This is a genomic window from Campylobacter sp. FOBRC14, assembly GCF_000287855.1.
GTDB classification, from domain to species: domain Bacteria; phylum Campylobacterota; class Campylobacteria; order Campylobacterales; family Campylobacteraceae; genus Campylobacter_A; species Campylobacter_A curvus.
This window is the reverse complement of sequence record NZ_ALJJ01000016.1, coordinates 76,385-90,619: the sequence shown is the minus strand read 5'-3', so window position 1 is coordinate 90,619 and position 14,235 is coordinate 76,385. Positions and strand designations below refer to the sequence as shown.

At 43.9% G+C, this 14,235-nt stretch carries 14 protein-coding genes; 4 read left to right on the top strand and 10 right to left on the bottom strand.

Annotated elements, in window-relative coordinates:
* Window positions 1–130: 130 nt before the first annotated feature.
* From HMPREF1139_RS07765 to HMPREF1139_RS07750, 4 genes are read right to left on the bottom strand one after another with little or no spacing between them, the layout of a single operon-like run.
* Window positions 131–1,078 carry an Abi family protein gene (locus HMPREF1139_RS07765; RefSeq protein ID WP_009650844.1) on the bottom strand — a complete coding sequence of 316 codons (948 nt, stop codon included), beginning with the start codon at window positions 1,076–1,078 and terminating at the stop codon, window positions 131–133.
* A gap of 43 nt (window positions 1,079–1,121) precedes the next feature.
* A complete protein-coding gene (locus HMPREF1139_RS07760) occupies window positions 1,122–2,339 on the bottom strand; it encodes a saccharopine dehydrogenase family protein (protein WP_009650935.1) in 1,218 nt (405 codons plus the stop codon).
* A 9-nt stretch (window positions 2,340–2,348) separates the two neighbouring features.
* Complete coding sequence (locus HMPREF1139_RS07755) at window positions 2,349–2,822, bottom strand: HEPN domain-containing protein (protein WP_009650909.1); 474 nt, start codon at window positions 2,820–2,822, stop codon at window positions 2,349–2,351.
* Window positions 2,815–3,885 (bottom strand): DUF262 domain-containing protein, encoded by a 1,071-nt coding sequence (locus HMPREF1139_RS07750; protein ID WP_009650795.1) that lies wholly within the window; start codon window positions 3,883–3,885, stop codon window positions 2,815–2,817. The genes HMPREF1139_RS07755 and HMPREF1139_RS07750 overlap by 8 nt, the downstream gene beginning before the upstream one ends.
* Window positions 3,886–3,981: 96 nt before the next feature.
* Here HMPREF1139_RS07750 and HMPREF1139_RS07745 point away from each other — a divergent pair, with 96 nt between their 5' ends.
* Window positions 3,982–4,707: a hypothetical protein gene (locus HMPREF1139_RS07745; RefSeq protein WP_009650883.1), complete on the top strand. Its 726-nt coding sequence runs from the start codon at window positions 3,982–3,984 to the stop codon at window positions 4,705–4,707.
* A 53-nt stretch (window positions 4,708–4,760) separates the two neighbouring features.
* On the opposite strand, the gene HMPREF1139_RS07740 is transcribed toward HMPREF1139_RS07745, so the two are convergent.
* Both HMPREF1139_RS07740 and HMPREF1139_RS07735 read right to left on the bottom strand, forming a co-directional pair.
* Window positions 4,761–5,384 carry a LysE/ArgO family amino acid transporter gene (locus HMPREF1139_RS07740; protein WP_009650784.1) on the bottom strand — a complete coding sequence of 208 codons (624 nt, stop codon included), beginning with the start codon at window positions 5,382–5,384 and terminating at the stop codon, window positions 4,761–4,763.
* A gap of 85 nt (window positions 5,385–5,469) precedes the next feature.
* Window positions 5,470–6,126, bottom strand: a complete 657-nt coding sequence (locus HMPREF1139_RS07735) for a non-canonical purine NTP pyrophosphatase (protein WP_009650807.1) — start codon at window positions 6,124–6,126, stop codon at window positions 5,470–5,472.
* Window positions 6,127–6,390: 264 nt separating this feature from the next.
* On the opposite strand from HMPREF1139_RS07735, the gene HMPREF1139_RS07730 reads away from it, so the two are divergent.
* Window positions 6,391–7,692, top strand: a complete 1,302-nt coding sequence (locus HMPREF1139_RS07730; protein WP_009650934.1) for an MFS transporter — start codon at window positions 6,391–6,393, stop codon at window positions 7,690–7,692.
* Complete coding sequence (locus HMPREF1139_RS07725) at window positions 7,689–8,855, top strand: aminoacetone oxidase family FAD-binding enzyme (protein WP_009650835.1); 1,167 nt, start codon at window positions 7,689–7,691, stop codon at window positions 8,853–8,855. The genes HMPREF1139_RS07730 and HMPREF1139_RS07725 overlap by 4 nt, the downstream gene beginning before the upstream one ends.
* Window positions 8,856–9,105: 250 nt before the next feature.
* Here HMPREF1139_RS07725 and HMPREF1139_RS07720 read toward each other — a convergent pair whose 3' ends face one another.
* The 4 genes from HMPREF1139_RS07720 to HMPREF1139_RS07705 all read right to left on the bottom strand — a co-directional run bounded on the left by HMPREF1139_RS07720 (window position 9,106) and on the right by HMPREF1139_RS07705 (window position 12,461).
* The gene (locus HMPREF1139_RS07720; RefSeq protein WP_269479234.1) at window positions 9,106–9,633 is read right to left on the bottom strand and encodes a LysE family transporter; all 528 of its coding nucleotides are present in this window, start codon (window positions 9,631–9,633) and stop codon (window positions 9,106–9,108) included.
* A 108-nt stretch (window positions 9,634–9,741) separates the two neighbouring features.
* Window positions 9,742–10,203 carry a GNAT family N-acetyltransferase gene (locus HMPREF1139_RS07715; RefSeq protein ID WP_009650942.1) on the bottom strand — a complete coding sequence of 154 codons (462 nt, stop codon included), beginning with the start codon at window positions 10,201–10,203 and terminating at the stop codon, window positions 9,742–9,744.
* Between the two features lie 7 nt (window positions 10,204–10,210).
* Window positions 10,211–11,197 (bottom strand): DUF2156 domain-containing protein, encoded by a 987-nt coding sequence (locus HMPREF1139_RS07710; RefSeq protein WP_009650847.1) that lies wholly within the window; start codon window positions 11,195–11,197, stop codon window positions 10,211–10,213.
* A gap of 64 nt (window positions 11,198–11,261) precedes the next feature.
* A complete protein-coding gene (locus HMPREF1139_RS07705; protein WP_009650800.1) occupies window positions 11,262–12,461 on the bottom strand; it encodes a molybdopterin molybdotransferase MoeA in 1,200 nt (399 codons plus the stop codon).
* Between the two features lie 206 nt (window positions 12,462–12,667).
* On the opposite strand from HMPREF1139_RS07705, the gene yedE reads away from it, so the two are divergent.
* Window positions 12,668–13,738 carry a YedE family putative selenium transporter gene (gene yedE / locus HMPREF1139_RS07700; RefSeq protein WP_009650823.1) on the top strand — a complete coding sequence of 357 codons (1,071 nt, stop codon included), beginning with the start codon at window positions 12,668–12,670 and terminating at the stop codon, window positions 13,736–13,738.
* The last annotated feature ends 497 nt before the right edge of the window (window positions 13,739–14,235 follow it).

Genomic DNA, 14,235 nt, shown 5'->3' with positions numbered 1-14,235 from the left:
ACAAATTTATAATAAAATCCAAGAATAAGGCAAGAATAAATCCTACCTTATTCTTTTAGCAGAAATCAAATTTTATATCTCATTCCGCGAACGATGGTCGAATTATATAATACTAGTATTTAAACTATGCTTATTTTAAATAATTAATAATTCTGGTACAGAATCTGAAACGAGCCTTTATAAGGATATTGTTTTTATAAAATACCTTATTTCTTAAAAGACTTTTTGTTAAAAGTTCTACTAGCTCTATATAGCAATATTTTTTCATATCTTTACTTTTACAAATTTCATCATAGACAAAAAGTAGTGTTATGAAATCGTTGATTGTTTGATTTTTAAGATTGTTACTTATACCTTTTGGTGTTAAATTTTTAAAAATCTTTTTATTAAAGATTTTATCTATTGTTTGCCTTTGTGGCTGTGAAATATTATCTTTTAGATCAGCCAATATGCAATTGTTATGAGCACAAGCATTTCTTATACATTTTATATTAAATAAACTATCTTTTATTTTATTAAAATCATCATTTGTATATTTCTCATAAAAAAATTTTGCAAAATTTATAAAATGCCCAAACTGAATGACTTCTATAAAATTCCAAATCGCCAAATCCTCTTTTTTGTAGTCGCGTAAAATAAATTGTGCGGGTGCCGTTGGTTTAGATGATTTTTTAATTTGCTCGTCAATAAAATTATCTACATAACTATCTTTTTTTAAAAATTCAGCCACTATATCATAACCATCACTAGCACTATTATTGAAATCACGCATAAGTTTCGTTTTTAATATATGCTCCATATCTAAAGTAAGTCTTATGATAAATCTCCTTAAATGCATATCTATTGTAGAGAGATCGACCAAATATGCAAAATCTAAATTTTGATATGGAAGCGTTTTACCATCTTTGTCTTTTTGTTTGTAAGTATTACAATATGCTTTTACTTTAAATAAATAGCTGTTATTTTGTAAGAATTTGGTGGCTTTATCCTCATTAAAAATTTCAAATTTAACACCTTTTTGTTTAAGTTTTTCTATTTGGTTTTTAATGCTTAATTTTGGTTTTTCTTGCTTGCTCATTTTATTTTCCAATATTAAATTTTAGGCGAATTCCGCCTAAAATTTACTCTACCTCATACCTCTCCCCCGGCTTCATCTCGATGATCTCCCACGGTAAGCCCTGTTTACTCAGCTCGTCCATAAATGGTTTGGCGTCAAAATTTTCCATATTGAACACGCCCTTGCCGCTCCACACGCCCTTTGCGACCATCATCGCTCCGATCATCGCAGGCACGCCCGTCGTGTAGCTCACCGCCTGCGCGCCCGTTTCGGCGTAGCACGCTTCGTGGTCGCAGACGTTGTAGATATACACTTGCCTTTCTTTGCCGTCTTTTACGCCGCGGATCACGCAGCCGATGTTGGTTTTGCCTTTCGTGCGAGCTCCCAGTGACGCAGGGTCGGGCAGCAGCGTTTTAAGAAACTGGATCGGCACGATCTTTACGCCGTTATGCTCGACCTCGTCGATACGCAGCATACCGACGTTTTCGAGGCATTTCATATGCGTGAGATAGCTTTGCCCGAATGTCATGAAAAAGCGGATCCGCCTTAGCCCCTTGATGTTTTTCACGAGACTTTCGAGCTCCTCGTGATAGAGCAGGTAGCTGTCCCGCGCGCCGACTTTCGGGTAGTTCCATTTAAACGAAATCTCCATCGGCTCGGTTTCGATCCAGCCCTTTTCACGCTCCCAGTAGCGACCTTTTGCGCTCACTTCGCGCAGGTTGATCTCAGGGTTGAAATTCGTCGCAAACGCATAACCGTGATCGCCCGCGTTGCAGTCTAGGATATCGATCTCGTGGATCTCGTCAAATAAATAATGCTGCGCGTAGGCGCAAAATACGTTCGTCACGCCCGGATCAAACCCGCTACCAAGCAGCGCCATAGTGCCAGCCGCCTTGAAGTCCGCGTCCTTCGCCCATTGCAACTTGTATTCAAATTTCGCGGTATCTGGGTGCTCGTAGTTTGCGGTGTCGATGTAGGCGATGCCTGCTCTCACGCACGCGTCCATCAGTGTTAGGTCTTGATACGGCAGTGCGACGTTTAGCAGTAGCTGCGCGCCCGTTTCGTGGATCAAATTTACCACTGCATCCGTGTCGTCAGCATCGATCTGCGCGGTTGCGATTTCAACGCCAAGTCGCTCTTTTATAAATTTTGCGATCGCATCGCACTTGCTTTTTGTGCGGCTTGCGAGAGTGATTTTCGTGAAGACGTCCGCGTTCATCGCGCATTTTACGGTCGCGACCTGACTCACGCCACCCGCTCCGATTATCAAAATATTTGCCATTTTCGCTCCTTAAATTTTCCCAAAAAGTTCTTTTTCTATAAAATTTAATAATTGTTTTGCTTGTTCAAAATGGTTAATATAATCCTCTTTTGAGATATTTGTATTATTACAATGAGCAATATCGTTTCTTGTACGGATAATATTGCCTAATGCACTTATTTGGTTTTGATCTAGTTGATTTTTCCATGTTTCATCGAATTTATCTAAAATGGTTTTTAGTTTGCTAGGTTTTAAGCTTGTTATATTTTTTAAATCATCTAAAATATATTTTTTAAATTCCTCAGATGTTTGTTTGCTTACCAAAGAGGTTTCGATAATGAAATAAAAATATTTTTCAAAGTATCCAGATATTAATAAGATTAAATATTTTGTTAAGTGCCCTACTATCTCATATTTGTCAACGCTAAATTCTTTTATTAAAGTATCTATCTGCCCGTTTAACTCATATATTGCTTGATTAAATTTATTAAAATCATCAAACATTTTGTAAAAACTCTACTGCTTTTTTCAATCTGTCGTCAACACTGGTCTTATTGTGTGTTGTTCCGGTTTTTATTGCATTTTCATATTTCGAATCTTTCATTAGTTCATCTAATTTTTGTTTTATTATTTTTACTGATATATTTTTTAGATTATCGTAGTTTTTATATACACTAACCCATATCGAATCTAATATCGCTAAGCTTAATTTATCATTTACCTTGAAGTATTTATTGGCTTGAATTTTATCCATAAATTGCACTATGCTTATAAAATTTTCTAATACTTGTTTGACATTCTTATCTATTAGATCTTTGTTATCAAACATAAAACTATTTAGAAATTGCTTCATGTTTCCACTGTATGGCCTAAGGCATAAAGCTATTAACCTAAGTACAACTTCTTCATCTTTCTTTCGTTTATTGCTGATTGATAGAAAATTTTTAACATCCTTATTATTTGCTAATTCTGAGATTCTTTTTCTAAAGTCCCCGTCTGCCACACAGTTTCTGACCTCTTGAGGACTAAGTTTGATTCCACCAGTATTCAATCTTTCAAAAACTTCATATACGGCGTGATAGTTTTTATCCTCTGGGTCATCTGCTTGAATTATTGTTGCGTGTATTATAGAGTTATTTATTTTATTTTGTTCTCTATCTGAAAGTTCTTGATAGTTTCTGTTGTTAAAAATTTCATTTACGCCACTAAGTTTGAAGTTATTGTTCTCAAATAAATTATTTCTATATCTAGCAAGAGATTCTATTCTTTGATAACCATCAAGTATAAGCATTTTTTCATTCTTTTCTTTATACAAAAAAATACCAGGTATTGGAAGTCCCAGTAATAATGACTCTATAAATTTAGATGCTTGTTTTTTGTTCCATACATAATTTCTTTGGAAATCTGGCAAATACATTTGCTTTCCTTGGTATCTATAGAATAATACATCTGCAGGAAGATCCATGCCATAACTAGTTAGTTTGTATGATATATCGTAAGATCCGTTTTCTGAATCAACTTCCTCATCGCATTCAACAATATCTCTTTCTACATCGTAAGAATCCATAAACTATCTCCTTGAATTTTTACGAGATTATAGCAAATTTGCCCTAAAACTTAATTTTTGTAAGGTATAATCATGGTCAAAATTTGAGGAGTCCTTATGAATTTCAAAATTTACGTCCTTTGCGCCATTTTAGCGGTGATTTTCAGTAGTTGCGGCTGGATCATGGACGATCTGGCGGGGCGTGATCCTAGTAAGCCGGCCGAGTGGATAAGCTACGTCGAAAACAACGGCTCAAAAGAGCAGATAGGCTTTGCCGCGCTATATACGGCGTATTCGCAGGGGCAGTCTTCACAAGGAGGGCTCGTCGGTAAGGCATTTTTAAAGAAAAAAGATAGCGTGAAATTTTTGGGACATATGTATTCGCTCGCGCCCGATAAAAGTAGCATCGTCATAAATTTAGATACGCATAAAAACGTCGTGCCGACAAACAAAGACGATATGGCGGAGTTTCGTGCGGCAAGGAGCTTTAAATTTTACGACATCGGTCTAGGTATCATCGAGTCTATCGCCTATACCTCAAATAGCGACAAATCCGTCTGTGCAGCGTTTTTGGCAAACGAAAAAGTGAGTGCGAAAAGTGTGACAAACTACTACGTTAGTGACGATAAAAAAGAGTATTTTACGACCGATATAAGTGCGACGCTAGCTGTAAAGGACGGCGTTGATATAAAATCCGCGGCTTTTTTGACGCCAAATTTAACGAGTGAAACTGGCAAAAAGGACTTTGAAAACGTGAAATCAAGCAAAGAAAAGCTTTTTGAAAGCGATACGAGAAAGCAGGGCAGGATACTTTTCATGCTTTGCGATGAAAATGTGCAGTGAATTTTTAAAATCGTTAGTTATTTAGCCTACGCGATCTGTTTAAAGACAGGAATTTATAAATTTTCTATCACAAATTTCACGAGCAGTGCGCCAATGTAAAACATTATTGCCGCTGTCACCAGATCTAAAATGCACCATGTTTTGGGGCTTTTAAAAAGTACGGATGCTGCCTTCGCGCCGTATCCAAGCGCAAAAAACCACGCAAAAGACGCTACTACTGCACCCAAAAGGAAAAACGCCTTTTGCGATGCTGGGATAGTCGCGGCGATACCGCCCACGATGACGACGGTATCGATATAAACGTGCGGATTTAGTAGTGTAATGGCAAGGGTTTTGGCTAGTGTCGTTTTTAGCGTGGCTCTTGTTTTTTGTGCGTTTAAATTTACTTCACTCTGTGCCTTGAATGCCGATCTTAACGCGAGTGCGCCGTAAGCAAACAAAAATATAGCGCCCAAAACAGCGATGATGATGCTAAAAATTTTACTGCGCCCAAGCGTTTCACCCACACCATACACGCCCATGCTAAGTAGCACCGTGTCGCACAGTGCGCACGTTAAGCAGATGGCAAAGATATGATTTTTGCTTAAAGATTGCTTTAAGACGAATATGTTTTGCGCGCCGATAGCGATGATGAGACTAGCTCCCAGCAAAAAGCCGCGCAGTAAAATTTCGCTCATTTTATCTCCAAATTCCAGTAGTCATTTTTATGCTAACTTTTCGATTAGTGACTTGATATCTCGCGCCTCGAAGGCTTTTGCGCGCTCAAAATTTAAATTTGGCTCTGCTTGTGGCCGCCAGGTCGGCTGATTCAAATTTTTGCCGCAAATTTTTAAGTATAAATTTCGCTAAATTCAGCCCCTTTGAGCGGTGAGAGATTTTGAGCTTTGTCTCGTCGTCAAGCTCGCCAAGCGTCTTATCAAAGCCTTCCGGGATAAAAAGCGCATCGTAGCCAAAGCCGTTTTCTCCGCGCTCGGCCGCTATCGCCGTGCCGTGCATGAAGCCATGCGTGCTAAACTCGCCAAATTTTGACGCGACCGCGATACAGGCGGTGTAGTGGGCCTTTGAGCTGCTTAAATTCAGCTCTTTTAGTCGCGCTATAAGCTTTGCTCGGTTGCTGGCATCATTCGCACCCGCACCGCTAAAACGCGCCGAAAATATCCCTGGCTCGCCGCCAAGCGCATCGACGCAAATGCCGCTGTCATCGCTAAGCGCGATAAACTCGTCCTGCAAATTCAGCTCGCAAATTTTGCTATAAACCGTGCGCGCCTTGATGAGTGCATTTTGCTGAAACGTCGTGCCGTCCTCGACGATCTCAAACGGCTCGCAGATCTCGCTTAGAGCGTGGATGTCATAGCCTCGTAGGAAGTCTTTGATCTCCCGAACTTTGCCTTGATTGCTCGTTGCCAAAACTATTTTCATTTTTGAAATTCCCCATATCGGCTGGATTTTGAATAAAATTTATACGCTCGCGGCGGTCACGTATAGCCCATACGCTCCCTTGCCAGCGCATAAATTTTATCCAAACTACACACAATCTGTCTGGAATAAATTCCCAGCCATCTTACGCAAAATTCATCTAAAATTTTGCATGATTCTACCTTAAACCCGTTTAAAAACATAAGTGTTTTAAATTTATATTAGCGTTTTGATGATAAAATTTGCACTCTTAGCAAAAGGAAATTCATGTTAAAAAGCGTTTTGCCGTTATCATTTATAGTTGGCAGCAGATTTTTTGGTATCTTTATCGTTCTGCCGGTACTTAGCCTTTATGCGCTGAATTTAAAGGGCGCAAATGAGTTTTTGATCGGGCTTTTGATCGGTGCGTATGCGATCATGCAGATGATCTTTCAGGTGCCTTTTGGTACGCTTTCTGATAAGATCGGACGCAAAAAGACCCTGACAGTAGGCCTTTGTATCTTTATCGTCGGCTCATTTGTTTGTGCAGGAGCACAGGATATCTACACGATGATAGCCGGGCGGCTGCTTCAGGGCGTGGGTGCCATAGGTGCGGTGGCTACGGCGATGATAAGCGACTATACCAAGGAGGAGATCAGGTCGCGAGCGATGGCGATCATGGGCGCTTTCATAGGGCTTAGTTTCGCGCTTTCTATGGTGCTAAGCCCGATCTTAAGCGAGAGATTCGGCCTTGATAGCCTGTTTTATATAAGCGCTGCTCTTAGCGTATTTTGCATCTTGCTGCTTTATATAGTCGTGCCAAGCGAGCCTATATTCGTCCATCACGATGAGAAAGTCCCGCTTAAAAAGCTTATCTTTCAAAAAGATCTGATGCTTATGAATATCACCAGCATGATGCAAAAGATGCTCACTAGCGTCGCATTTTTGGCGATCCCTATCGTGCTTGTCAAGGAGCTTGGCTACGAACAGGCGCATCTGTGGAGGGTCTATGCCGTAAGTACGAGCTTTGGCTTTGTGGCAATGGGACTTGGCGGCTTTTTAGGCGATGGCAAGGGCCTTAGTAAGGGCATTTTGATCGTTGGAGTGGCGCTTTTTATCCTTTCTTACGGCGTTTTTGCGGTCAGCGGCACTGCCGGTATTTTTATCGTTGGCGTCGTGATATTTTTCATAGGTTTTAACCTGCACGAGCCGATAATGCAGTCTTGCGCAACGAAATTTGCCAAATCAAATCAAAAAGGCGCGGCTCTTGGCGTGTTTAATTCGTTTGGATATTTTGGCAGTTTCATGGGCGGAGTGATCGGCGGACACATACTTCACGAGCATGATTTCAAGGTGCTGGCGGTGATTTGTATCGTGCTTTGTGCGGTGTGGTTCGTGCTACTTTTTAGGCTAAAAGATCCGCGTGCGTTTAAAAATATCTATTTTGACGCCTCAAATGCGCCTGATCTTAGGCTTCTTGACGGTGTCAGGGGTATCGTAGAGTGCTACAAATCCGGTAAAAACCAAGTCGTGAAATTTGACAACACCATAATAGACGAAGCACACATAAGAGATATCTTAAAAGCGTGATATACGATGTTTTGATCATCGGAGGCGGAGCGGCCGGGCTCTTTGCGGCTGCGAATTTACGTGGTAAAAGCATCGCGATCCTCGAGAAAAACGCCACCGCTGGCAAAAAGATCGTCGCAAGCGGCGGCGGACGCTGCAATATCACAAACCGTCACATCAGCGCGAAAAACTACGTAGGCGATCACGACTTTATCTCAAATATCCTAAAAAATCTCAAATTTAACGACGTGCTGAAATTTTTTAACGAGCTGAAATTTAGCGAGCAAAAGCAAAGCCAGTTTTTCTGCGATAGCGGCTCGCGTGACGTTTTGGGCGTGCTTTTAAAGCGCGCTAGACAAAGCGGGGCGGAAATTTTTTATGGCATGCAAGTGGTGGCGGTATCTCAAAGCCGAAATTTAAGCGAAATTTTTAAAATTTTGACCGCTAGCGGTGAGAAATTTCACGCTAAAAACGTCGTCGTCGCAAGTGGAGGCGCGAGCTACAAATCGTTTGGAGCAAGCGATATCGCGCTTAAAATCGCCTCAAATTTTGGGCTCAAATTTAGCCCGTTTGTCCCCGCGCTCGTGGGATTTACCGTGCAAAGAAGCGAATTTTGGTTTAAAAATTTAAGCGGTGTTTGCTTTGGTGTGCGGGTGCGTGTGGCGGAGCGTGAGCTCGATGGCGACGTGCTTTTCACGCACAAGGGTATCAGCGGGCCAGCGATGCTAAATGCCTCGCTTTTTTGGCAAAATGGCGTGATAAGCGTGAATTTCGCGCCCAAATTTGACCCGCGAAACCTGCGTGGCACGAAGAAGCAAATCTCGACGCTCTTGCCATTGCCGCGGCGTTTCACGCTTGGGTTTTTGCAGGCGATCGACGTGCGTGACGGTGCGTTTGACGAGCTTAGCGAGGCGCAAAAGGGCGAGGTTTTGCGGCTTTTTGACTACGGCTTCGCTCCAGCTGGGACGTTTGGCTTTGAGCGGGCTGAGGTCAGTCGCGGTGGAGTCGATACGAGCGGACTTAGTGCGAATTTAGAGTGCAAAAATGTGCGCGGGCTTTACTTTGTCGGCGAGGCGCTGGATGCGACCGGAATGCTTGGCGGATACAATCTGCATTTTGCCTTTGCAAGTGCGCTCACTGCGGCAAGGGATATAAATTTAGGCTCTGTTACAATAAATTATTGACACTTGCTTCGCTTCTGCTTTTCAAGACGCTTCATGCTACGCGTTCGCAACGCTCTGCTTGTAGGTAAAGCACAAACAGCGTTTAAGTAGTGCAAAGAAATGAAAAATTAAGGAAGCCCGCAGGACTCGGTCGCTTCGCTTTCATTAAAATGCCCTTTGAGTATCGTTGTTCATCTTGCGAGGGGCTCGTCTGAGACATTAAAACAGAGCAGGTCAAAATTTAGCCCTATAAAAGCCGTAACAAAGCCTCTTATGGATCCCTTTGCAGCGCGCTTTGAAGCAGTTTTAGTCCAATCAGTCCCAGTAGCACGCCGACAAGCTTGTCTATGTAAAACGCCGCCTTGCCAAAGGCCGCTCGCACGCGCCTACCGGAAAGTACCAAAACTATCGCCGCATTCCACAAAGATACGAGCAGGCTCATCCACACTCCAAGCACGATGCTAAGAGCAGGGCTCACATTTGGCGTTAGGATGACCGAAAATAGGCTAAGATAAAAGATGATACTTTTGGGATTTGACAGACCCGAGAAAAGCCCTAGTGCAAATTCTTTCGCGAACGAGTTTTGTGCTTTGCTGCCAGTCTCAAGGTCCGTTATAAACGTGTAGTCGCTCCGCCTTGCTTTTAGCGCGTGATATGCGACGCTTAGCAAAAACGCTCCGCCAAGTAGTTTTAGCACACTCATCAGCACAAGCGAGCGAGCGATCACTGAGCCCACGCCGATGATACAAAGTGCGATGTATAGGGCGTTTGCTACGGCGATACCAAGTGCGGTGGCGATAGCGACCGATTTTTTTGTTACGAAGTGAGCTTCTAACCATGAACAAAAAATTAGGTCCGGGGCTGATGAGAGCTAGAAAATGCGCCGTTACGACGGTCAATATGGTCGCTAAAATTTCGTTCGTTTTGTTTCCTTGAGAGCTGATTTCGAGGTGATTTTGCTAAATTTCATCTCTATCCCGTCGCAGCCATCGTCGTAGTAGTGCGGTAAAATTTTGCCTTTTTTAAAGCCAAAGCTTTCGTATAAATTTATCGCTTTTTGATTGTCGGTGCGCACTTCCAGCCTAAGCGTGTCAAATTTAGCCGTAATGGCCGCTAAAAGGGCTTTGCCGATGCCTTTGCCGCGGGCTTTTGGACTGACGGCTAGCGAGTAGATACGCGGGGTCTTAAGGTAGATAAAGACTAGGACGTAGCCCAAAATTTCGCCATTTTGTCTAAAAATGAGGAGCAAATTTTTACGGATATGATAAGCAAAGCTGCGCTTTGAAAGCGGGCTGTTGAATTTATCAAAGACCTCGTTTTCAAGGCGGCTAAGCTCGCTGGCATCATCTAAATTCGCCCGTTCTATCATCTAAATTTCACTTTTGAAAGATCGTGTATTTGATATCAAGCCGCTCGGGGCGGTAGCTCATCTTGACCTTTTTTAGGTTTTCAAAGCCCATATCATCGCCCACGTTTATAAATTCGCAGCTGTATTCGCTCTTTAAAATTTTGCTAAATTCCCTGAAAATAAACTGCGCGCATCCTAAGATCTCAAAATTCGTCTTTTCCAGGATGACGCTCGCTACGCCCTCGTTGATACGCTCACCGACCGTAAAGCCCTGCATCACGCCGTCGATGTAAAGCACGATGCCGATTAGCTCCAGCTTGTCGTAGTGATCTAGCATGCGTTTTATCGCGGCATGCTCTTGATAGATGCCCTCCATAAAGGCGTCGGCTTGCTCTTTTGGCATGTATTTCATGCGCTCCTTAGCCCATTTGTTTGAAAGCTCGATGATCTCGCCCTTGTGCTTTTCGGGCATGAGCGTTTGGACGCTGAAATTTGGGTATGTGTTTTTAAATTTATTGATCTCGGTGCGCTTGGTGTGATAGGAGTTGCCTTTTAGCTCGATCAGGTTTTCGGCCTTATAAATGTAGTCTGCCAGCCGCTTTTCAAACAAATAATCCTCGAAAACGTCAAAGATATTGGCACTCTCGTCGATCGAGATGGCAAATTTCTCCAAAATACACTCCGCGACGTAGTCGATGTGCGAGAAATGCTGCGAGCTGTTGTTTTGATTCATTATCTCAAAGCACTTTTCTATCGCGGTTTTTAGGTTTTTGAGTCTGCCGATAGGCGGAAGCAGCATGCTTAGCTCGCTACCGCTCATCGCAAACAGGCAAAAGCACTCGCTCACGATCGCGTAAAATCCGCTGACGTTTGAGAGCCAGATGTAGTTTGCAGCAAAGGTGTAGTCGCTGATATCGACCTCCAGCTCCTCGCCAAGCTCGCAGAGGTATTTTTCCATTATTTCTTTTGAATCGATGTCGAATTTATAAAGGGCGTTTTCGCCGATGACGAGCATTTTTGTTCCTTGTAGTGAAATTTCGGCGTTATTTTACTGCGATTTTTACAAATTTGAGTAAAATTCAAACCATTTTCAGCACTTCGACCACTTCGCCTTTGGCGAGGAAGTCCTTCTCCTGCGGGATGACTAAAAGTGCGGCGTCATTTAGCAGATTATTTACGATCGCCGAGCTGCCAAGCCTCTTGCCGTTTAAATTTACGAAATTTTTGCCCTCGCGGCTCGTTAAATTTACCGCCGTAAATTCCAAAAACGGCGAGCGTTTTTTGTAATCCTCGTCCATGATCGCCGTGAGCCTGTGTTGCTCTTGCCCCAGCCACGCCTCTAGTAGCACCCGCACGTAAAGCGCGCACGTCACCATCGCCGTGTAGGGAAAGCCAGGCAGCGCGAAGACGTATCGCTCACCGGCTTTTGCGACTTTGATGTGTCGCCCCGGTTTGATCGCCACGCCCGTGATGATGAGCGTGAAATTTTCACCCAGCGCACCCTTTACAAAGTCATAATCTCCCATGCTCACCCCGCCCGTGGTGACGAGGATGTCGGCGGTTTTTAGGGCGTTTAGCATCGCCGTTTTGACCGCGTCCGCCTCGTCGCGCACGATCTCGCATAGCATCGGCTCAGCGCCCATTTTACGCACCATGGCGGCGATCCCGATGTGGTTTGAGCTGTGGATCTGCGCGGCATTTAGCAGCGGCTCGCCAAGGTCTTTTATCTCGCTTCCCGTGGCTAATATCGCGACCTTTGGGCGCACAAAAACGCTGATGTGAAACAGCCCGAGCTCGGCTAAAAGTGCGATCTCACCGTAGTTTAGGCGAGTGCCGCGTTTTATCAAGATTTCACCTTTTTTGTAGCTTTCCCCGATCTCGCGCACGGCAAAGCCCTTTTTGACGGGAGTTTTGATGATGATTTTGCCACCCGCAATTTCCACGTTTTCGACCGGGACGAGCGTGTCCGTGCCCTCGCTCATCAGCGAGCCAGTGAAGGTCTTTACGCACTCGCCCCGCCTCACGACGATACCCTTGTCGCTGCCTGCCGGTAGGTCGGCTAGCGGCGTGAGCTCGCTCAAACCTTCGCTCCACGCAAAGGCGTATCCGTCCATCGCCGAAGTCGCACGCGCAGGGTAGTTGTCCGCTGCGATGACGTCAAATGCGATGTGGCGATCAAGTGCGTCGGTGATAGCTACCTTTTCTACGCGCTCCCACGGCGTGATAGTGCTTTTTAGCGTTTGTAGCGTCTCTTCGTAGCTCGGGAAATTTTGCTTCATTTTCGCTCCTAAATTTTTGGCTATTTTAACATTTTTGCATTAAACACTATTGATGATTTAGATGCGGTCTAAATTTGAGGCTTGTGCTATGATTTGCGTCACTAGTCTGCCAAAATAACGCTTGATTTATTACTTTTTTATTTTTGGCGTATTAAAATATCGTTTAAGAAATCAGGTTGATTTTACTTCATTTTTAGGAAAATTTCATGAATTCTACAAAATGGTATGTGATCTCGGGCGGTGCGCTCGGGGTGCTCGGTGCGTTGCTCGTGTTTGCCGGAAACCCTGGCAATATGGGCGTTTGCGCGGCTTGCTTTTTACGCGACATCACGGGCGCGCTGGGCTTTCATAGAGCTGGTGTCGTGCAATATGTGCGCCCCGAGATAATCGGGCTCATTTTAGGCGGCTTTTTAGCGAGCCTTTTTTGGACGAAAGAGTTTGCGCCAAGCACGGGATCATCGCCTTTTACGCGCTTTTTTCTAGGTGTTTTTGCGATGATAGGCTGCCTGGTTTTTCTTGGCTGCCCTTGGAGAGCGTTTTTGCGCCTAGGCGGTGGCGATATGACGGCGATAGCGGGCTTTTTGGGGCTATTTGCGGGCGTGGCGATCGGCGTTTTTCTCAAAAAGCGCGGCTATGAGCTAAGCGATGGCGAAAGGGCGAATTTTGCGGTCGGTATCTTGCCAGCAGTAATTGGCATTTTGCTACTTTTGGCGCTTGTGTTCGGACTAAAAGTCGGTGAAAGCGGCGCGCTATTTACCTCCGCAAAAGGCCCCGGAGCGCAACACGCAGCAGTCGGTATCTCGCTCGTGGCGGGTATAGTCGTAGGCGCACTCATGCATAAGAGCAAATTTTGCAGCGTGGGCGCATTCGGTAGGCTTTTTAAGAGGGATTTTTCGATGTTTAGCGGCATCGTCAGTATCATACTTTTTGCCAGCATCGCAAATTTGGTACTCGGGCAGTATAAATTCGGCTTTGAAGGCCAGCCTATCGCGCACAATGACTTTGTTTGGAATTTCCTTGGCATGGTGCTTGCGGGGCTTTGCTTTAGCCTGAGCGAGGGCTGCCCGGGTAAGCATCTGGTGCAAATGGGTGCGGGAAATCTAAGCTCCGTGATCTTCATCATCGGCATGATGGCCGGTGCTGCGATCGCGCATAACTTTTTACTAGCAAGCAGCGGAGCAGGTATCACTGCTACGGCTCCGTGGGCAGTGGCGGTAGGCTTTGTCTTTGCCCTATATGTCGGGGTTTTCAACCGCAGAATTCCCCAGCTCGGGTAGATTTTAATTAAAATTTTATCTCCTTGCTGCAATCACGGACAACAAGTCCGCTCATTTGCAAGGAGTAAAATTTTAAATAAACTATATACAATCTGTCTGGAATAGTTTTGAAATTTGCTCCAAAATTCCCCACAAATGACGGATTTTAAATTTTGATTTCGCTCCCCACGTCAGTCACGTATAAAGCATACGCTCCTTCGTGGGGACAAAATCAAAATCCAAGCTACGCCTATTTTGTCTTGAATATTTAAATTTACTCTTTTTAAATTTATCACTCGTTGCAACTTTCTAGGTAAATTTCTGATTGATCGCTTCGGTCATTTACACAAACCCCCTTACGACCGGGAAAAATTATTTAAATTATGCCTATCGATGTCTGGAATATTTTTAAATTTTACTTGTGCGGGTTACGGACGATAAGTCCGCTCATTTGCAAGGAGTAAAAGGCTTTTTCAAGCGAAGTCAATTTTACGAGGCGATAGTTCGTGCTGAATTTA